The following is a 19,884-nucleotide window of genomic DNA, read 5'->3' on the forward strand; positions in this document are numbered from 1 at the left end:
GCCCGGGGGGCCGCCTGGGCGGCGGGACGGGCAGCCACGGACAGCGGCGCCACCACGTCGTTGCCGTCCTCATCCTGGAGCAACTGTTCGATGCGCTGCTCCGCCTCGGTCAGCAGCTTCTCACCCCGGCGTACCAGCCGGATGCCTTCCTCGAACGCCTTGAGAGAGTCCTCCAACGACAGATTGCCGCTCTCCAGCCGGCCCACCGTCTCCTCGAGCCGGGACACGACGTCCCCGTACTGCCCGGGAACCTCGCCCTCCGCCGCCTTGTCCGCCTTGGACGCCTTGTCCGCCTTCGCCACAGCCTTCCACCTCCCCGTTCGGGGCGCGGGACTCTAGAGGGTGGCCCGTTAGCAGTCCACCGGCCCTTTTACCGACGTGACAGTGGCTTCGACTTCTTCACATCCGCCCAGTGTCTTCGCCCCATTCGCCGCGAGTTTGATGCCCAGGCGCTCTCCCACCTCGACATCCGCGGCGGAGCGCACCACCCCGCCGTCTCGCTGGCGGAACACCACCGAGTAGCCACGCGACATCACCTTCAGCGGGCTCATCGCGTCCAGTCGCCCTTCCAGACGCTGGAAACGCCTCTGCGCTTCCGCCAGCGTCCCCTGCTGAAGCGCCCGCAGGCGTGCCTGGTGCGCCGCCAGCCGGGCATGCTCTCGCGAGATGAGCGCCGTCGGCGAGGCCCGCTCCAACCCGAGTCGCGCCGTCGCCAGCGTCGCCTGCCGCGTCGCCACGCCCGCGCGCGCCGCCTCCGACAGTCGCATGGCCAGCTTCAGCAGATGCGCCCGCTGCTCGCTCAGCCGGGCCTGGGGCCGCGAGCGCTGCAGGCGCTCCGTCAGCGCGCGCAGCGACTCACGGCGCTCGCGCACGGCGGGCCGCAGCACGCGCATCATCGCTTCCACCTGTTCGGACAGGTGCAGCCGCTGGTGGTTGAGCGCCCGCCGCGGATCATCCAGCCGGGAGGCGAGCTGCCCCTGTCGCTCGCGCAGCTCCAGCACCCGGCGTTCCATGGCCCGGCGCAGCCGCCCCGCCTGGGTGGCCAGCGACAGCTCCAGGTCCGCCAGCACCGGCGCCAGTCGCTCCGCCGCCGCGCTGGGGGTCGCCGCCCGCCAGTCCGCCACGAAGTCGGAGATGGTGAAGTCAATCTCGTGGCCGATGGCCGACACCACCGGCACCGGCGAGGCGAAGATGGCGCGCGCCACCTCCTCCTCGTTGAAGGTCCAGAGGTCCTCCACCGAGCCACCGCCGCGCGTCACCACGATGACGTCCACGTCGGTGCGGCCCAATCGGGCAATCGCCCGGGCCACCTCCGGCGCGGAGCCCTCGCCCTGCACGCGCGCGTCCGCCAGCAGCACGCTCAGCCGGGGGTTGCGCGAGTGCAGCACGCGCAAGAAGTCCTGGAGCGCCGCACCCGTGCGGCTCGTCACCACGCCGATGCGCTGGGGCAGGAACGGCAACGGACGCGGGGGCCTCACGCGACGGTCGCCGATGAGCCCCTCGGCCGCCAGTCGCGCCTTGAGCTGTTCGAAGGCGAGCGCCAGCGCGCCCTCCCCCACCGGCTCCAGCCGCGAGACGATGAGGCTGTAGCGTCCCTGCGGCTCGTACAGGTCGACGCTGCCCTCGGCCAGCACCTCCATGCCGTCGCGCAGCGCGAAGCGCATCCGCCCCGCCATCGAGGCCCACACCTTGGCGTCGATGGAGGCGACGGAGTCCTTCAGCGAGAAGTACCAATGCCCTCGCGCGTTGGCGCCGCGAAAGCCCGTCACCTCACCGCGAACCAGCACACGCGCGAAGCGGGACTCCAACGTCTGTTTGAGCTGACGCGTGAGCTCGGCCACCGAAAGCACCGAGCGCTCGGGCTTGGGCGGCGCGGCGGGCACACCCTCCAACGGCCCCAAGAGCCCCGTGCCGTCCGCGTCCACGGGGGGAGGCGACGGAGGCGCCTTCCTCGGCAGGGCCACCACGCGCGGCGCCGACGGCGGCGCGGCGGTGGAGGGCGCGGGAGTGGCTCCGAACAAGTCCCACTGAGAACCCGACGTGACGGGCGGCGGTGACTCGCCGCCCGCGCCCTTGCGCTTCTTCATCGCGAGAGCTTCTCGACCCAGGACTTCGCCTTGTCGTGGTACTCGTCATCCGGAGGCGTCATGGCCACCACGTCCTTGAACTTGGGCAGCGCGTCCTCGGGGCTGCCGTCCTTCAGGGAGTAGGCCAGGAGGTAGAGCTCCCGCCCCTTCGTCTTCAGCTCGCTGATGATGTTCGCCGCGCCCGCGTGGCCCGGGTCGGCCTGCAACGTGCGCCGCGCGAACTCCATGGCGCGGGCCCACTGACCGGAGGCCTTCGCGGAGCTGGCGCTCTTGTAGAAGATGGTCGCCGCGCGAGTGCCCGCGTTGCGCGCCATCTTGCTGGTGCGCCCATCGGTGATGTCCTTGTCGAGCGACAGCAGCTTCTGCAGCCCCTTCGCCTCCAGGTCCTCCAGGCGCTTGTAGAGCGTGCTGAACTCCGACATCTGCGCGAGCAGCTTCTTGCACTGCGGGTTCTTCGACATGCACGCGTTGAGGATGGCCACGGCGCCGGACATATCGCCGTCGCGGAAGCGCTCGACGGCGGGCTCCCAGGGCTTGGGGGCGGGCCCGGTGGGAATCACCCGGGGCGTGTCGCGAACGGTGATGGCCTGCGCCGCCTGCTCGTTGATGATCTTGGCGTCGCGGTGCTCCGGGAAGGCCTTGAGGACGTCGTCGGTGATGGCCTTGGAGGAGTCCAGCTGGTTGCCATCCAGCGCGGCCCTCGCCTCGCGCGTGCGCTTGTCGGCCAACTCGGACAGCTCCCGCTTCGCCGCGCTGACCTGCTCGTAGAGGAACTGGCTCTCACCGGCCTTGCCCAGCGCAGCGGAGGCCTTGCCCAGCTCGTTCCTGGCGAGCGCGGTGCGCGCCTCCGTGAGGCGCTCCTGGACGGGAATCTCGCGCTCGGCGTGCTGGAGATAGTCCTTCACGCCAGGGTAGTCGGGAGCGGAGGCGGCCAGCTCCTCCAGCTTCGCCTTGGCCTCCACCCACTTGCCTTCGCGCACCAGGTTCTTCGCGTCCTGGAAGATGGTGCTCAGCTCCTTGCGGACGGCGTCCTGCTCGCCCTTGCGGACGAGAATCGCCTCCTGCTCCTTCACCACGCGCATGCGCGCGATGCCCAGGCCGGCGAAGAGCACCACCACCACGCCGCCAGCGAGCAGCTTCAGGCGCATCTTCTTGCGCTGGACCTCGGGGTCGGGCGGCGCCATCGCCGAAGAGCGCGCGCTGCGCACGCGGCCGCCCTCCACGCGCGGAGGCGGCCGGGCCGGCGATGAGCCCCGGCTCCCGGAAGCGGCGGAGGAGGCACTCGACGTCCGCCCCCGCGACGGGGTGGCGACCATCATCGTGGAGTTGACCACGTCCTCGAAGCGCAGCTCCGTGTCGCCCAGGGTGATGACATCGCCGTTGGCCAGGGGCGTCTCCTCGCCAATGGCCTCGCCATTGACGAGCGTCCCGTTGCCGGAGCCCAGGTCGCTCACCATCCAGCCCGCACCCGCCTTGCGCACCATGACGTGCTTGCGCGACACGGAGGTGTCGGGGATGCAGATGGGGTTGTCCGCGGCGCGACCGATGACGTACTCGCCATCCTCCAGCGAGAACTCCTCACCTGACTTGGGCCCCGCGACGCAGATGAGTCGAGGGGTGGCCGCCCCGGGGGCGCGGGCAGCGGAAACAGGAGACGTCCTGCGAGCAGCGGGGCGAGCTCCTGTCCCGCCCGAGGGCGTCCCGGAAGGAGGCCTGCGACGAGCAGGAGGGGAACCGTTCGACATGGCGAATCACCGACTTCCTGAAAAAAGAGCACCAGCTCAGAGCTCGTGCTCGAACGCCTTTTCCTGGGCAAGATTGTGGCAGCGATGCTCGGTGGTAGGGAAGCGTCTGCTCACTTCTTGCAGCGCCGCCCGGGCCTTCCTCGCGCTCCGGAACTGCACACTCCGCTGGAATTCCAGCATGAGCTGAGCGCATTGGTGGTCCAGCTCGGCGGAGACCTGGGACAGCTGGTAGCGGACGTCCTGGTAGAGGTCCGGCTTGGTGTCCAGGGCCTCCAGGGTGAGCCAGGCGAAGCGGAACTGCTGCCAGGCCCGGAAGAGGTTCTCCGCGCCCACGCCCTTGGTGTCGAAGAACCGCCGGCCCGTGGAGGCATACTCCCGTGCCTGCGAGAGCAGCTGCTCGGGGGGAAGCTCCGGCACGGGGATGACCTCCAGCCGCAGGTTCCAGACCCGCCACGTCTCATTTCCGGGAGGGTTGCGAACGTTGTCGAAGACGAAGCTGTTGAGCGCCCCGCGCTTGAGCGTATTGGCGGGGAGGATGTGCTCCAGCTCGCGCTCGGCGGTGGTGGTGGTATCCGGAGGGACCCAGCCGAGGTTCACCCCGTTGAGCGCCAGGGACACCTCCTCCTTGGAGATTCCGCTGGCCTGGTAGTGCAGCAGGGCCACGGCGCGGGTAGGAGCGACGAACTGGAAGTCGAAGGACTTCTGGTCTGTGCGCTCCCAGCGCACGCCCTCGCCCAGGCCGAACGAGTCGGGGACGTTCTCGACGCCCAGGCTCAGGGGCTCCGAACCCGCGCCCCCTGCGGCCAGGCCGCCCGGCAGGAAGACGAAGGCCAGCGCACTGCCCGCCAGCCCCAGCACGAAGAGCGTCACCGTGCTCGTCAGGAGCTTGCGGGCCAGCGGCAGCCCTCGCCACCAGAGCAGGAGCCGTCCGCCGCGAGAGCTCGCGAGTTCCCTCCGCTGACGGGCCCGGTCCGCGGCGCTCGGCCCCGTGGGAGCGGGTGCGGGCGAAACCTTCGTCGTGGACTCCGCGGCGAGCGGCGACGTCCCGGGGGCCGGCGCGACGGCCAGGGCCGAGGGGGCGAAGGCCGGGGCTCCTGGAGCGCGGGTCCGAATCGGCCGGGTGGCATCATCCAGGGTCGGCTCGTCCAGGAGGCCCAGGTCGGGGAGCGTAGGCAGCGCCAGCTCCGTGCGCTCTTCTCGCTCCTCGGTCGGAAGCTCGATGAGCCCCGGAGGCATGGCGGTGGCGATGGGTGGCACCCGAAGGGGCAGGGCCACCTCGGTGCGCTCCTCCGGCTGCGAGTCCATGAGCGGAAGGAGGGTCGGAACCACCACGGGGCGCTCGCCGGTGAAGGCCACCTCGGTGCGCTCCTCCGCCAGGGCCTCCATGAACGGAAGGCTGGGGGGCGCCACGGGTGCGACGAGGGGGCGCTTGCCGCTGGGCGGTGGCAGCGCTGGGAACTCATCCGCCAGCACTGGTGGCGGCGGGCGTGGCGCCACGGGCGCGACGAGGGGTCGCTTGCCGCTGGGCGGAGACACCGCGGGCGAGTCCTCGACCAGCACCGGGGCCAGGCGCGGGGCGACGGGCGCGATGAGGGGAACCTCGCCCGTGGGGAGGTAGTGCTGATCCAGGCCCCCGGGAGGCGGTGGCGCGGGCGCGTTGCGGCGGATGGGACGCGTGGCGTCCTCGTCCCCGTCCGGAGGCACCCAGAGGAAGGTGAACTCCACCGGGCCCACGCCGATGCGGTCTCCGTCACGCAGGAGCTGCTCGCCCAGCAGCCGGCTGCCGTTGAGCGCCGTGCCGTTGGAGCTGCCCATGTCCTGCGTGAAGTACTGCCCGCCACGCATGACGATGCGGGCGTGCAGCCGGGAGACGCCATGGTCGTGCAGCACCAGGTCGTTCTCCGGCGTGCGACCGATGTTCACCTCGGCCTGCTCGAAGACGAGCTCCCTTCCCTGCTGGAGCCCCTTGGTGATGGAGAGGAGAATCGGCAGAGGACTATCCCCCCGCGAGCTCACCGAAGAAGAACTGGAACACGATGGGCCCGAAGAGCACCATGAACACGGTCGGGAAGATGCAGGCGATGAGCGGGAAGAGCATCTTCACCGGGGCCTCGCCAGCCAGCTTCTCCGCGCGCTGCGTGCGGTCGATGCGCATCTGCGTGGACTGGATGCGCAGCACCTTGCCCAGGCTCGTTCCCATCTTGTCCGCCTGGATGAGCGCCGTGACGAACGTCGTCAGCGACGGCAGGTCCACGCGCACAATCATGCTCTTGAGGCCTTCTTCGCGCGTCTTGCCCATCTTGAGCTGCTTGAGCACCAGCTGCAGCTCCTCGCGAAGCGGACCCGCCTTGCCCTTCTCCACCACCTTGGCCAGCGCGGCGGTGAAGTCCAGACCCGCCTCCACCGACAGCGTCAGGAGGTCCAGGTTGTACGGCAGCGCGCGGCTGATGAGCAGGTGGCGCTTCTTCACCTGGTCGTTCAGCCAGAGCATCGGGTAGTACATCCCGAAGAGCAGGAACAGGAGGGACCAGACCAGGTTCTGCCCGGTGCCGTTCAGGATGAACAGGCCCATCAGCAGGCCCACCACGGCGCTCACTTCCTGCAGCGCCATCATGTCCTCGGGCTTGTAGCCCTGGGGCTCACCGGCCTTGATGAGGTTGCGGCGCGACTTCGCCTCGTAGCTCGGCCAGATGAAGCGGCGGTTCATGGCACCCAGGCGGCGGATGGCCACCGAGCCGAAGCCCTTCATGCCGCCCTGGGACTCGTCGCGCACTTCCGACAGGAAGCGCTCGAAGAGCACCTGGTACAGGCCGATTCCGAGGAAGCCGATGGCTCCCGCGAAGAGCAGCGCGGAGCTGCCGACCAACACTTGCGTCAGGATGTCCACGGAGCACCCCTCAGATATCGATGTTGACGATGCGGCGGATGATGAGGATGCCGAGCACTTCCATGATCGCGATGATCACCACGAGGATCCACCCGAAGAAGTGGTTCATCATGGGCTCCATCAAGTCCGGCCGCATGTAGTTGAGCACCATGCCCAGCACGCCGGGCATGGCCGCCACGATCCACCCCTGCAGCTTGCCCTGCGAGGTGAGGGCGTCGATCTTGCCTTCCAGGCGGAAGCGCTCGCGAATCACTGTGGAGATGGTCTCGAACATCTCCGCCATGTTGCCGCCCAGCTGACGCGCGATGTTGGTGGACACCACGACCAGCTCCAGGTCGTCGCTGCCCACGCGGCGGCCCATGTTGATGAGCGCCTCCTCCAACGGCACACCCAGCTTCACTTCCTTCACGAACAGGCCGAACTCCTGCGACAGCGGCGCCATCGCCTCGCGCGCCACGTGTTCGATGGCCTGCGGGAAGGTGAGACCGGCCTTGAACGCGTTGGCCATCGCCTGCAGCGCGTCCACCAGCTGGACGTTGAACTTCTTGATGCGCCGCTTGCGGTAGTGCTTGACCATCAGCATCGGCAGGAAGAAGCCGAACACCGTGGCCACGACGGCCAGGATGGGGTTGAAGATGATGTAGGTCAGGATGCCCAGCAAGCACATGCACGCGATGTTGAGCACCAACATCTGGCGCGCATCGATGAAGAGGAACATGTCGCTCAAGTCGTTCATCGACTTGGCGACATAGCGCTCCTGGTACTGCTCGTACGCCTTCGAGAGGACGCTGAAGATCACCAGGCTGAAGAAGAAGACAGAGCCTGTGACGAGGAGGAGGACGATTCCGGCAAGCATGGGCGCGCTTCCCTGGGGGTGAGGGCGGCGTGGCGCCGACTACTGGGCGCCAGCGGCGGCGGCTTTCTCGCTGCCGCCCTTGATGATCTGGATGATCTCCCGGCGCTTGGCTTCCAGCACGCGGGTACGCTCACCGGACAGCAGGGTGCTGATGGTGGCGCGGCCGCGCTCCTCGATGAGGTCCACGTCGTCCTCGTTGCGCAAGCTGAGCGTCAGAGCGCCCAGTTCCGCGGCCAGCACGAGGATTTCCGCCTCTTCCGGCAGCACCATCAGCGACACGTTGTTGTAGTCGCGCTGGCCTTCCGGGATGAGGTTGACGTTGGTGGTACCAGTGATCTTTCCGGTCGCCACCACGATGATGTTCTGCAGCAGCGTCACGCCGACGTTCTCGTCGGTCTGCGGGTCGCGGAACGTGCCGATGATGTCCACGTGGTCGTTGGGGCGAATCCAGCCGCCGACGGCGGTGGTGTTCTTCGCCTCGATGGTCATCGCGCGCATCTTCTTCTGCACCTTCGAGGACAGGCGCTCGGCGGCCTTGGTCGTCTCGAACTGGCTCCACAGCAGCGGGTCACCCGCCTGCAGCGCCACGAGGACCTTCTGGTTCACGACGTAGGAGGCCGAGTCCGGACGAACCACCGACGAGGTGACGAACTGCTCCGGCACCGAACGTTGAGAGATCATCTCGAAGGAGATGACGGTGCCTTCGGGGACGTCCTGGGCCGCAACCACCACGGGTACCAGGTTCCAGCCGCGGCGCACGTCCGCTTCCTTCTTCTTGATGGCGGAGTACGCGATGACGCCGGCCAGAAGGCCGAGTACGAGCGCGACGACGAGCGGGGTCTTGCCCTTCAGCATGATTCAGGAACCTCCAAAACGGGGGGGCGCCGTTCGGCGGCGAAGGCGTTCGAGGGTGTAGAAATCTAGAAAGGCGCACCTTGGCGCCGATGGCGCGGGATGTTAGCCGTGCGATACAGCAGGTGTCAAAACCACCTCCCGCGACAGCACCGAATCCCGCGCCATCCCTGTCGAATTCAGCGGTTGCGTCAGAGGCCCGCGAGCGCCTTGCGGTCGTCGTCGGTCAACCCGTTGTATTCGGTGATGCTGTAAATGGCGTCCTGGACGACGTTGGCTTCGTCCTCGTTGTCGATGGTCTTCCCTCTCAGCAGCCGCAGCAGCTCCTGGATGTCCGGGTCCGTGGAGACGGGGCCGAACGCGAAGGTGCCATCCTGCTCGGAGGGGGCCCGCTCCTGGTTGAGGCAGTAGAGGTGGAAGGGCACCACGTAGACCTCTTCCTCGGTGCCACCGTCCGTGCCCGCGTCGATGCCGCCCGGGCCGATGCCCGTGGGCGGGAGGTTGATGAGCACGCGGTCCATCAACATGCCGTTCTGGATTCGGCTGGGCGCCGTGTTCATCATGACGAGGCCCGGCTCGAAGGTCATCAGCACCGGGGCGCCGGTGTTGTTTCGCAGCGGCACGCAGACCAGCACCGCGGGCCCCGTGCCCACCGGCGCCACGCCGTTGCCACAGTCCTTGGTGGAGTCATTCGCGCCGTACAGCTCTCCGGCGATCTCCACGCCCGGAGGGAATGCGAAGGTGGTGCCCACGGGAGCCCCCGGGTCCTCACCGAAGCCGGGCCGCTGCTTGTTCACCCCCGCATCGAAGGTGATGGGGCCGCCGTCCGTCCCGCCTCCGCCGCCGTCATCGTCGTCACTGCAAGCCAGCACCCCTGCCCCTACCGCCGCCGCGACGACCACCCACTTCCAGGCCGCATGCGCCATTGCGCGCTCCTTGTCCTCGTCGTTGATGCGAAAGCGACCCCTCCGGCCCTGGGCCACCGCGTCATGAGGTGGACCGAGACTGGCTGAGTCCCGGGTCGTCGGCAACACCGGCGTGCACCCGACGTGTCAGGGAGTTGGCGAAGGAGACAGCTGCTCGATGGGCGACGCGGCGGGCTCCCGCATCGGAGGCAGGTCCGGGTTGTAGAGGCCGCGCAGCACCAATTCCCGGGCGCGGTCGTCTTGAAGCAGCGCGGGCTCACCCGCTCGGAGCCCCACCGGGCGGATGCTGAAGCCGATTCCGTCCGGCGTCACGTGCACCCACAGCGTGTTGGGAATGAGTGGCGAGGGACGCGACTCCTCCGACTCGAGCCACACAATCTGGACGGGCACGGCGCGGAACTCGCGCGTGCGCAGTTGCTCGTTGTTGGGACCGGCCACCACGAGCGCCTTGCGCCAGGATTCCTCATCGGTGGGCGTCTCGCCGTGGGCCTGGAGTTCCTGCACCATCGACAGATGGACCCGCCGAGCCACCCGCAGGAGGGACAGGTTCGTCGCCTCTTCCGAGCGCGTCTCCTTGAGCGAGCGTCCATCCCCCGCCCCGACCGCGCCGACCACGGACAGCAACGCGACGGCCGAGGCCCAGAGCGGCGCGGACGTCCCCCGCACCAGCCCCCAGACGAGGCGCAGTCCGCTCACCACCGCCAACACGGAACCCGCGAGCAGCGTCCAGCGCGGCAGCGGGCCCGAATGGAACGACTGGCCCAGCACCTGGGCGATGTGCCGCCACTCGGGGACCGCGACGTACACGACGCCCGCCGCCATGGCGAGGAACACGGCCGCGTGCAGCAGCCGCAACCCCAGGGGCGACGGCGCCCCCACTTCGCTCCGGGTCGTCACGGGAACGGCAGGTTCAGGACGAAATAAAAGGAGTCGTAGTAGATCTGGTACGAGCGCATGAACAGGTCGATGACGTTCGACTGGACGTCATCCGTCCAGCGGACCTTGACCGACGCGCCGATGACGAGCGCGACGACCAGCACCCAGTTCAGGATGGAATATTCGACCATTGCCTGCCCACGTCGGGAGGCGCGCAGGCGCTGCGTCTTGGGGAAGCTCATGGGGCGTTCTCCGAATCGGCGGGTTCCTTGGGGGCGTCCATCCCTGGCAGGTCCGGGAAGATGCGGTCAGCGTACTCCAGGCGGACCTTGGGCGCGGAGGGGGGCGGTAGCACCATACGCGGCTTGGCGTCGATACCGTACTCCGCCACCTCCATCGAATGGGCGATGCCCGGAATCTCCATCTTCGCCAACTGCATCAACGGAATCTCGCGGCTGATCCACATCCGCTTGACGACGGTCTTCTTCATCACCAGCTCCACCGGAACGACTGTCACGGTCCCCGCGAGCGTCATCACCCGCGTCTCCTTGCCGGTGCGCAACACGGGCTTGACCCCTGCCGGCAGGACGACCTTTGCGTCCTCGGGGTCTGGCACCTTGTTGTCCTTCTCCTCCTGGTCCATCGTCTTCAGGACGTGGTCCAGCGCCTCTTGCGAGTACTCCTGGGGACGGTCCGTGGGCCCACCGACGAAGAGCCGGGAGATGGCGTCATAGCGAATCTGCTCGCCCTCGCGAGCAACCAGCATGCGCATCTGCATGAGCGGCGACTTCATGGACGGATGCATGCCCGCCTCCATCTCCACCCACACCGCGTCCCGGCCCTCCTTGTCCTTCTCCTCCCCCACCACCGCCATGCGCCAGTAGTAGATGCGCATCCCGCCCGCGCCGCCGTCGAAGCGGTACGTCACCCAGTCGCCCACGCGCGCGCTGCGAGCACCCCGGGCCATATGGGACATGACCTCACGCGCCGCGGAGTTCTCCTCCGCGCGCGCGGGCGCGGCCATGAGCATCACCGCGATGACCGCCCACGACGCCCTCATTTCCCCGCTCCCTTCGCAGGCTTCGCCTTCTGCTCCCGCTCCCACGCTTCGCGGCTCTTGCGCACCGCCTCGTCGTTGGGCACCCCGTCTGGACGGTCCGTGCCCACCCACGTCTGCATGACGGACGACATCCCCTCGTCCACCTGCGAGATGGTCGTCATCACCTGCTCGCCCTTGCGCGCGTGCTCCATCGTCAGTTGCGTGCCGCCTCCCAGCTTCGTCACCGTGCTGCGCACCGGCTCGAAGCCCTGGCGCGTCAGCTCCGTGCCCACCCGCTGCTGCACGTCCGACAAGTCCCCCGCCACCAATGAAGTGCGGTTCTGCGAACCACCCGGGTCGTCCCGCGTCGCCAGGTCCTGGCTGTAGAGCGTGCCCTCCAACTTCAGCAGGCCGGATGGGGGAGACTTCGGCGGACGGGTCCACATGTCCCTCAGCGCCGTGAAGCCCACCGTCTTGCCCAGGTGCGTGCGCAACACCACGCCACGCTGCAGTCCCTCGCGGGTGAAGAGGGCGGAGACGACGGCCTCTTCCTCCAGGTCTCCCTCCACCACGGTGGGGTAGCCCTCGTCGCGCCACTTCTGCGCGAAGTACGCGACCACCTTCTTCATGGGGTCGGTCGTCGTGAAGTAGGCGAGCCGGTAGTACTCGCCTCCGATGATGAGGTCGTTGCCGATGCGCGTGTGGATGGTGCCCGGATACACGGGCACCTCCTGCTCGGCGAGCGCGGGCCACACGGCCAGGAGCGCGAAACCGAGCAGGAGCCGGCGGGCCACCTTATTGCTCACAGCGAATCTTGTTGTCCTGCTCATCCTTGTTCGTCGCCTCTTGGGTGGCGTCCGGATCCGACGGGTCGTCGGCCATGGCCTTCTTGCACCCCATGAAGTGCGGGCCACGCGCCAGGAACAGCTTGATGTAGTTGCTGTCGCCGTAGGTCATCTCGTCGCGGAACGGAGCCGTGTCGAAACAGTCCGGACGGTCGTGGTCGAGCAGGCCCCGCATCGCATGCAGGCCGCTGCTGGCCGGGCCGTCATAGCCTGTCAGACCGTTGCAGTCCCCCTTCTGCTGGGGATCGATACCGTAGTTTCGCGCGACGACATAGGTGCCGAAGAAGTTCGGCAGGATGCTCCCCAGGAAGTCGAGCACGCCACCGACGGCTCCATCCAGGGCCTTCGTCAGGCCGAGGAACACCATCCGCTCCACCTGGGCATGCATGCCGTGAGGGTCGCTTCCCCCTCGGTGGTTGCCTGCCCGCCGGTCCCGGACGATGGCGTCGCCGCCGTCCGGCATGTGCCAGCCGTTGGCGTACATCGAGAACTTCGAGCGCATGGGGAGGCTCGACAGGTCATGGCCTCCGGTGGTGTCCGACTTGAAGAAGCCTCCAGGACCGGAGTTCTCGTCGAGGTAGCTGCGGGGGATGATGACGTTGTCGAAGTTCATCGTGACTTCGGACTCCACCCATCCCTTGTTGTTGAAGCCCCAGCCGTTCAGCACCGCGCCAGCGCCGCGGTTGAGCATGTTGATCACCCCGCTGCCCAGGCTGCCGCCCTCGCCCGTGCTGCCGGGATTGCCCAGCATCCCGGACTCGAGGAAGGGAATCTCCTTGTTGGTGATGGTTCCCTGCACCGAGCTGTAGCGCGCGATGAACGATCCCGCGGGCCCGTTGGGCTCCACCGAGTCCATGTCCTTGAAGCGCTCGATGAGCTCCTTGTGCGCCTCCTGCCGCGCATCCTCGAACGCGGCATCGTGGTCGGCCTTGGCGAAGTCGGAGAGCGTGTAGCTGGTCATCTCCCAGACGGCGTAGTGGGCCATCTCCTGGAGCTTCAGCTTCGCCCGGACCAACTCCGTCAGGTACATGCTGAACATCAGGATCATGACGAGGAGCGGCACGGAGAGAGCGAACTCCACCGTGGCGGCTCCGCGTCGGAAACTCTTTCGAGACATGAGAGTTTTCATCGCGGTCCTCAGTGCGTCATGACCTTCGGGGCAAAGCCCTGGAGCGCGCCAGGCAGCGCGTCCAGCATGGACCCGACCACCGGGAGCTGATTGCGGCCCTGGTACACGGACGCCAGGCGCGGGCGCCAGTACGGGTTGAAGAAGTTGGGCTGCTCGGTCCAGTTGCCCGGCCGGTGGTAGTAGCTCTGGCCACGGGAGATGACGTTGAGGCCCTCGGTGAGGCTGAGGAACTTCTTGCGGTTGTTCAGCATCTCCAGGCCCTCCGAGTCCGGCGTGAAGGTGAACTTCACCTTGCCCTCGTCGTTCAACAGCGCGGGAGCGTTCGTACCCGTGCCATCCGTGTTGGCCTTGTTGACGACGTCTTCCGGCGACTTGTTCAGCGCCACCCACGCGGAGGGCTGGTTGAAGTCCATCGTGCGCTTGGCCAGCTCACCCTTGTTTGCGTTCGCAGTCGGGTTGCAGGTGTTTCCAGCATACTGACCGGGCTCGAAGTGCATGAACGGCGTGACGCCACCCCAGGGGTGGTTGCCGTCCTGGGCCGGACGCACGTTCGCGGTGTAGACGTCCACCTCGAACCAGCAGACCACCAGTTTGAGCACGCAGACCTTCTCGGTGTGGATGCCCACCTCCCGCTCGACGCCTCTGGGTGCCGAGTGGTTGCGCCACTGCTCGGTGTTCCGCGGGTAGTGCACGCGCCAGTGGACGCCGCCCTTGACGCTGCCGGTGTCCTTGTCGTTCAGCGCCCAGACACTGGGCTTCGTCATCTCTTTGTAGGGGAGCTTGGTGCGCGAGTTGTCGCCCTTCCCCTTCCGGTTGTCGCCAAAGCAGCGCGTATACGGGTCCTTGTTGTTGCACGACAGGGGGTTGTCCGCCTTGCCCACGCCCACGTCGACCTCCGCGGGCCCCAGCTTCAGCCAGTACAGGTCGTCGGCGCCCATGTTGTCGCCCTGAGCCGTCATGCCCCAGGGGTTCAGGTTGTCGTTCCAATCCCGGATGTAGTTGCGCGAGTCGATGGTGTTCCTCGCGGAGGGGAACGTCGCGGACAACATGCGCGTCTGTCCCATCTTCTGGAACTCCATGATGCCCGGAGCATTCACCCCGTTGTTCAACATGTCGCGCAGGAAGCCGAGCGCATTCGGCAGCGGCAGGACGTCGCCAATCCGGCGCGAAGTGATGAAGCGCTCGGGGCAGGAGCCGCCCTCGCGGTCACACGAGTAACGGGTCGCGTTGGTGATGCCGCCCATGGACCGCTTGGCGCGGGCGATTTCGTCATTGCGCGCGTACTTCGTCACGTCCAGCGCGCCGAAGGGGTTCTTCCACGTGCCCGGGTTCAGCGGCTTGCCGCCGGAGTGCTCGCTGTGCGCCTGACTGAAGAGGCACTCACTGTAGAAGCCCGTCGCCAGCTGGCTGGCCATCGAGTTGAGGTTCTTGTCGTTCGAGTCCAGCACGCCCTGCGCGGTCTGCACCACGTGCGTGGAGGCGGACATCATCACCGCCTGGGACATGAAATACATGGCCCCGTTGAGCACCCGATGCGCCGGAATCATGTACTTCCCCAACCATCTATCGGGGTTGGCCGCCTTCAGGACTTGCTGGAACGGCTTGAGGAAGATGTTCTTGTACGCCGTGATGATCTTGTTGATCGCCTTGATGACCTGCCCCACGTACGGGACCACCTCGAGGATGGGACAGAGGACGATCCAAAGTTTCTTCCGCTTGCCGGCACATGGGTTGAGCGTCTTCATGAACCCGAAGAGGTCCGTGAAGAACGCCTCGGCCGAGTAGATGAGCGAGATGAGCGAGTGCCACATCATCGCCGACACGTATTGTGAGACCTGCGTGCGGTTGGCGTACGCGTAGAAGTTGAACGCGCGCGCCTCCATGGCGGCCATGGAGTAGGCGGCGGCATCGGCGGTGTTCTGCAGGCGCACGCGCTCATGCACGGTGTGGCCGATGTTCACGGTGGTCAGCACCGCGATGGACATCACCAACACCATCAATGCGGCCAGGACGAGGGCCTGGCCCTCCTGGCGCTGGAAGCTCTTTCGGAGGATTCGAGTGAACATGGTGCGTGAGTCCTCTTACATGCCCCAGTCGGGGTTGAGGTGCATGATCCACTTGCGGTGGAAGTTGGACTGCATGCGCATGGTGTACGTCGCCGACAGGGGCATGAAGTAGCGCTTGCCCACGAGGCTGGAGACGAGCGGGATGCTGCCGGTGGCCAGCCCCCAGAGCACCCACATCTCGGCGGGGTACAGGGAGTTGTAGCCCTGCTCATGGTCAATCCCCTTGGCCATCGCGGCCAGCGGCGTGAGGTTGCCGCCATCCGACATCATGTTGGACTTGGGAACGAGGGTGGCCCGGTCAATGGCTCCTCGCAGCGCCACCTGCGCGTTGGACGCGTACCATGCGGTGAAGATGATCCAGTTCGCGAACGGGATCTTCATCTCGTAGAAGTAGCGCAGGCGGATGGTGAGCCTCGTCGCCTTGCGGTACACGAGTTCGGAGTCATCCGGCTCTGGCAGGTTGAAGAACTTGCGGATGTTGTTCTCCAACGACGGCACCTCCGGGAAGCTGTCCGAGCCGTCGAAGTCGAGCTCCTGCCAGTTGAAGCCGGTGCGCAGCTTCCAGATGGTGTTGATGGGCGTGAAGTACGCCGGGTTGATGGTGTCCACCCGGATGAGGCCGAACAGGTTCGAGCCGTTCACCGTCCGAGGCACCACGCCGCCGCCGAAGTTCAGCGTGCGCATCGCGGAGTCGTAGATCTGATGGATGGCGAAGGTCTTCGCCAGGTTGCCGATGTCATCGGTCCGGCCCAACGTGGGCAGCAACGCGACGATGGCCGCGTCATGCATGCGCTCGTTGTTGCCGTTCCACACGATGCCGGCACGCGCCGCTTGATACGCGGCGTACTCGGTCATCAGCTTGGCGTGCTGAATCAACGTGAGCTGGATGATTCCCAGCGTCATGAACACAGCGAGCGGCATGATCATCGCCGCTTCGACCATGGCCTGCCCGGATTGCCGGCCAGCCGCCCCCCGCGGCCGCGAGTCCTGTTCCATTCCCATGGTGCCATTATCTCGATCAGCGCCCCTGAGACGCATCGGTCAAATGGCCAGCTTCAACCGTCCCGCTCTCCCATTTATTGAAAAATCGCGGGTGGTTACGGCGCCGGCTGGGCGTCACTCGTCGGTGTTTCAACCGATTCAGCCTCATGGCTCAATCGGCGACGCGCCGCCTGGGCCGCGCTGGAACCAGGAGCTTCCGTCAAAACCTGATTACACGCCGCCAGCCCCTCGCGTCGACGCCCCAGGGCCAGCTCCGCGTCACACAGCCGGTTGAGCAGTCCCGCACGCTCGGTTCCAGATGCCCCGGCGGCCAGGGCGAGTCTCAACAGCCTCGCCTCCTGGCTCCTGTCCCCTGCCCGGTTCGCGGACTGGGCCTGGCGGGAGAGTTCCGCCACGGAGGAACCCGACGCCGAGTCCTCGGCCTCGGAGCGCCCCACCGCTGCGGGGGTGACCGGAGCGGGGCGCGGCATCGGGGCTTCGGGGACGGCCTCCGCCTTCCTCGTCGCCTTCATCGGGGACTTCGCCCGGGAGGCTGAAGCGCGATCCAGCTCCAACTGCTCTCGCGCATCGGACGGCTGCTGGGCCACGCCTCCACGGCTCTCGTTGGCGGAGGATGGCGCGGGGGCGCTGACCACGGTGCCCTGGGCCAGGGGCTCGGTGACGGCCTCCAGGGCGGGAGCCCCCGGGCCTTCGTCCCATGCGCCGTCCTTGGCCAGGTCATCCGCACTGAGCTTGTTCGCTTCCTTCTTCGCGGACGAGCCCCCCAGCCGCAGCCCATCCCTGGGAGGGCTGCTGGACGCAACGGCCTGAGCCGGAGCGGCTTCCGCCAGGGCCTCCTCATCGAGGTTCGACACCTCTCGCTGGGACTTCTCGGCGGGGGCGGTCTTCGAGCGGCTCTGCTTGCCCCCGAACGACTCCGCGCCCTTGACCTTCGCCTTCAACTCATCGGCACGGCCCCGGCCCCCCACGTCGCCTCCGCTCCCCGCCAGCGCCCAGCCTTCCGCGCGCTGAACCTCCGCGCTTCGCGTCTTCGCCGCGTCCTTGGGGGCATACTCGGCATCATCGTCACGCATCTCCGGAGGAGGTGGCGGAGCCTCCGCGGCGGCGGCCGGAGCCGGCGCGGCGGAGGGCTCGGCGCTTCGTGCCGAAGCGGACGGTACGGGTGCGGCCTTCTTGCTCGGCATCACTTCGGCTGCCGCGAGATTGGCCTGGGTCAGCTCCGGGGACTGCGCGGAGAACGTGAGGATTCCCAGCGTGCTCACCGAGGCGAGCCCGACGACGGGAAGCAGCCAGCGGCGCCAGCGCGACGGCTTGGGCGCGGGCCCCGCGCTGGCCCTGCGCGCGGACTGCTGCGCATACGCCAGCAGCGACTCCAGCCCCGCGTCGGGCGCGCTCTCCTCGGAGAGATGGCCCATGGTGACTCGCACGCCACGAATGTCGTCCAGGGCCTGGGTGCAGCGGGCGCACCCCTGCAGGTGCGACTCCACCACCTGGGCATCCGGGGCGGGCAGCTCGCCATAGGCGAAGTCGAGGAGCCGGTCCTCGTGCGCATGGAGGTTCTGCGGCTTCATCCCACCACCGTCCTTCCGTCCTCGGCGAGATCGCCATCCACGCCCAGCTCCGCCAGTCGGCGACGCAAGCCGTCGAGCGCGTAGCGCATCCGGCTCTTCACCGTGTTCTCCGAGACGCCCGTCACGTCGGCGATTTCCTTGAACGGGATGCCGCTGTACTCGCGGAGGATGAACACCTCACGCTGTTCTTCTGGCAGGGAGGCCAGGGCGCGCTCCAGCAGCGGACGCAGCCGGGCGTTGTACGCGCCCCGCTCCGGACTGGCGCCGGAGTCCGGCAGCGCATCCGCCAGCGCGCGGCCTTCCTCGCCGTCCACGCCACTCACCGGAGACTCCAGGGACGCGGCCTGGCGGTAGCTCTCTTTGCGCGCGCTGTCCACACAGAGGTTCCTCGCGATGGTGTAGACCCAGGTCGTGAACCGGGCCTTCGCCTGATATTCGCCGGCGCTGCGTACCACCTTCAGCCATGTCTCCTGCAGCACGTCCTCCGCCCGTGCCCGTTGCCCGACGAAGCGAAGGATGAAGTTGAACACCGGTGTCCGGTGCCTTCGCACCAACGCCTCGAACGCGCGAGCGTCCCCCGCCTGGAAGGCGAGCATCAATCGCTCGTCTGAGGTCTCCGGTCCCAACACTCCCCCATCGCTCGTGGAGCCACGTTCACTCCGGCCCACCCTCAACCCGTGCCCTCTTAACGGGCGACGGGCCACCAGGGTCTAATCCGGACGTGGCTTCCGGTAAGTGGCGAGAATGACAGGGAGCGCGACGGCTGTCACGAGTGCGGCCTGCGCCAGCAGCACCCCCGGCAAGGGTCGCTGGACGTGGACGTACAGCGACCGGCCAAGCGCCATCCCCAGAAGGACGCCCGTCGCCGTCCGCACCGCGTTGGAACCGGAGGCCGGGCGGAAGCGCCCCACCGCCCAGTCCACCAGCGCCGGCAGCGTGAGGAGCAGCACGGCGGGAACATCCCAGGGCCAACCCAGCGGGGCGCGCGCGATGAACAGCCCCACCAGCGTGGCCATCAGCACCGGATAGGTCCCCAGACACCGCGCGCAGACGCGGAGCCCGCCGAGCCGGTACGTGCGGTTGAACTCATCCGGATGATGGTGACTGAGCCAGAACACCGTCGGCACCTCCGGACCGCGGGGCGGTCGAGGACTGGTGGGACTCCCCTTCCGCCAGGAAGCACGCGGCGGAATGCCCGGAGCCCAGCGGATACAGCGGGGGCGCCTCGCGTCGACACCGCTCCATCGCGTGAGGGCACCTCGGGTGGAACGTGCAGCCCGGAGGCGGCGCGAGCGGCGAGGGCGGCTCTCCCGGCACCAGCAGCCGGGTGCGTGCCCGTTCGGGGTCCGGCACCGGCACCGACGCGAGCAGCGCCTGCGTGTACGGATGGCGCGGTCGCCGGTACAGCGAGTCCGAGGGCGCCAGTTCCACGATGCGCCCCAGGTACATCACCGCCACGCGAGTGGAGACGTGCTCGACGATGTTCAGGTCGTGCGCGATGAACACATAAGTGAGGCCGCGCTCGCGCTGCAGGTCCACCAACAGATTCACGATCTGCGCCTGGATGGAGACGTCCAACGCGCTGATGGGCTCGTCGGCCACCACCAGGTCCGGGCGCAGGGCGATGGCCCGGGCGATTCCGAGCCGCTGACGCTGCCCTCCGGAGAACTCGTGCGGGTAGCGCCCCAGGGCCTCGCGCGGCAGGCCCATCGCATCCAGCAACGCGGCGACCTCGCGCTCGCGCTCCCCCGGCCCTCGGGCGAGACCGTGGATGTCGAACGGCTCGCCCAGGATATCCCGCACCGTCATGCGCGGGTTGAGCGAGGCATACGGGTCCTGGAAGACGAGCTGCATGCGTCGCCGCAGTGGCCGGAGGCGATGCTGGGACAGCCCCGTGAGGTCCTGTCCGTCGAAGTGGATGGAGCCCGCGGTGGGCGTCACCAGGCGCAGCAGCGCGCGCCCCAGGGTGCTCTTCCCGCCTGTCTCTTATAGACATCTGACGC

General features: G+C 67.7%; 18 protein-coding genes and 1 pseudogene. All 19 read right to left on the minus strand.

Annotation, left to right across the window (positions count from 1 at the left end):
- On the minus strand, positions 1–302 hold a 302-nt coding region (xseB, locus tag FJV41_RS36130; protein ID WP_141647161.1), incomplete at its 3' end, for an exodeoxyribonuclease VII small subunit.
- A 48-nt stretch (positions 303–350) separates the two neighbouring features.
- Positions 351–2,087 carry an exodeoxyribonuclease VII large subunit gene (gene xseA, locus FJV41_RS36135; protein ID WP_141647162.1) on the minus strand — a complete coding sequence of 579 codons (1,737 nt, stop codon included), beginning with the start codon at positions 2,085–2,087 and terminating at the stop codon, positions 351–353.
- Positions 2,084–3,832 carry an FHA domain-containing protein gene (locus tag FJV41_RS36140; protein WP_141647163.1) on the minus strand — a complete coding sequence of 583 codons (1,749 nt, stop codon included), beginning with the start codon at positions 3,830–3,832 and terminating at the stop codon, positions 2,084–2,086. Before FJV41_RS36140 ends, xseA begins: the two co-directional genes overlap by 4 nt.
- Before the next feature lie 36 nt (positions 3,833–3,868).
- Positions 3,869–5,848, minus strand: coding sequence for an FHA domain-containing protein (locus FJV41_RS54125; protein ID WP_246137629.1), 1,980 nt, complete (start codon positions 5,846–5,848; stop codon positions 3,869–3,871).
- Positions 5,829–6,719, minus strand: a complete 891-nt coding sequence (locus tag FJV41_RS36150) for a type II secretion system F family protein (RefSeq protein ID WP_141647164.1) — start codon at positions 6,717–6,719, stop codon at positions 5,829–5,831. Before FJV41_RS36150 ends, FJV41_RS54125 begins: the two co-directional genes overlap by 20 nt.
- Before the next feature lie 10 nt (positions 6,720–6,729).
- Positions 6,730–7,575 carry a type II secretion system F family protein gene (locus FJV41_RS36155; protein WP_141647165.1) on the minus strand — a complete coding sequence of 282 codons (846 nt, stop codon included), beginning with the start codon at positions 7,573–7,575 and terminating at the stop codon, positions 6,730–6,732.
- Between the two features lie 39 nt (positions 7,576–7,614).
- Positions 7,615–8,430 carry a Flp pilus assembly protein CpaB gene (gene cpaB / locus FJV41_RS36160; protein WP_141647166.1) on the minus strand — a complete coding sequence of 272 codons (816 nt, stop codon included), beginning with the start codon at positions 8,428–8,430 and terminating at the stop codon, positions 7,615–7,617.
- A gap of 188 nt (positions 8,431–8,618) precedes the next feature.
- Positions 8,619–9,353: a hypothetical protein gene (locus FJV41_RS36165; RefSeq protein WP_141647167.1), complete on the minus strand. Its 735-nt coding sequence runs from the start codon at positions 9,351–9,353 to the stop codon at positions 8,619–8,621.
- Between the two features lie 126 nt (positions 9,354–9,479).
- Complete coding sequence (locus FJV41_RS36170) at positions 9,480–10,250, minus strand: hypothetical protein (RefSeq protein ID WP_141647168.1); 771 nt, start codon at positions 10,248–10,250, stop codon at positions 9,480–9,482.
- Positions 10,247–10,471, minus strand: coding sequence for a hypothetical protein (locus FJV41_RS36175; RefSeq protein WP_141647169.1), 225 nt, complete (start codon positions 10,469–10,471; stop codon positions 10,247–10,249). Before FJV41_RS36175 ends, FJV41_RS36170 begins: the two co-directional genes overlap by 4 nt.
- Entirely contained in the window at positions 10,468–11,289 is an 822-nt protein-coding gene (locus FJV41_RS36180; protein WP_141647170.1) for a hypothetical protein, read from the minus strand. Before FJV41_RS36180 ends, FJV41_RS36175 begins: the two co-directional genes overlap by 4 nt.
- On the minus strand, positions 11,286–12,074 hold the full coding sequence (locus FJV41_RS36185; protein WP_246137630.1) for a hypothetical protein: 789 nt from the start codon (positions 12,072–12,074) through the stop codon (positions 11,286–11,288). The genes FJV41_RS36180 and FJV41_RS36185 overlap by 4 nt, the downstream gene beginning before the upstream one ends.
- On the minus strand, positions 12,064–13,230 hold the full coding sequence (locus tag FJV41_RS36190) for a TadE/TadG family type IV pilus assembly protein (RefSeq protein ID WP_246137631.1): 1,167 nt from the start codon (positions 13,228–13,230) through the stop codon (positions 12,064–12,066). Before FJV41_RS36190 ends, FJV41_RS36185 begins: the two co-directional genes overlap by 11 nt.
- Positions 13,231–13,250: 20 nt before the next feature.
- Positions 13,251–15,308, minus strand: coding sequence for a TadE/TadG family type IV pilus assembly protein (locus FJV41_RS36195; RefSeq protein WP_141647172.1), 2,058 nt, complete (start codon positions 15,306–15,308; stop codon positions 13,251–13,253).
- 15 nt (positions 15,309–15,323) lie between these two features.
- On the minus strand, positions 15,324–16,310 hold the full coding sequence (locus tag FJV41_RS36200) for a TadE/TadG family type IV pilus assembly protein (protein WP_141647173.1): 987 nt from the start codon (positions 16,308–16,310) through the stop codon (positions 15,324–15,326).
- Between the two features lie 95 nt (positions 16,311–16,405).
- Positions 16,406–17,881 (minus strand): zf-HC2 domain-containing protein, encoded by a 1,476-nt coding sequence (locus tag FJV41_RS36205; RefSeq protein ID WP_141647174.1) that lies wholly within the window; start codon positions 17,879–17,881, stop codon positions 16,406–16,408.
- Entirely contained in the window at positions 17,878–18,510 is a 633-nt protein-coding gene (locus FJV41_RS36210; protein ID WP_141647175.1) for an RNA polymerase sigma factor, read from the minus strand. The genes FJV41_RS36205 and FJV41_RS36210 overlap by 4 nt, the downstream gene beginning before the upstream one ends.
- 81 nt (positions 18,511–18,591) lie before the next feature.
- Positions 18,592–18,999, minus strand: a complete 408-nt coding sequence (locus FJV41_RS36215) for a DUF2085 domain-containing protein (RefSeq protein WP_141647176.1) — start codon at positions 18,997–18,999, stop codon at positions 18,592–18,594.
- A pseudogene (locus FJV41_RS36220) lies at positions 18,968–19,858 on the minus strand (ABC transporter ATP-binding protein); the annotation flags it as partial. The gene FJV41_RS36215 and the pseudogene FJV41_RS36220, both read right to left, overlap by 32 nt.
- Between the last annotated feature and the right edge of the window lie 26 nt (positions 19,859–19,884).

The sequence above is a fragment of the Myxococcus llanfairpwllgwyngyllgogerychwyrndrobwllllantysiliogogogochensis genome (genome assembly GCF_006636215.1).
Classification (GTDB): domain Bacteria; phylum Myxococcota; class Myxococcia; order Myxococcales; family Myxococcaceae; genus Myxococcus; species Myxococcus llanfairpwllgwyngyllgogerychwyrndrobwllllantysiliogogogochensis.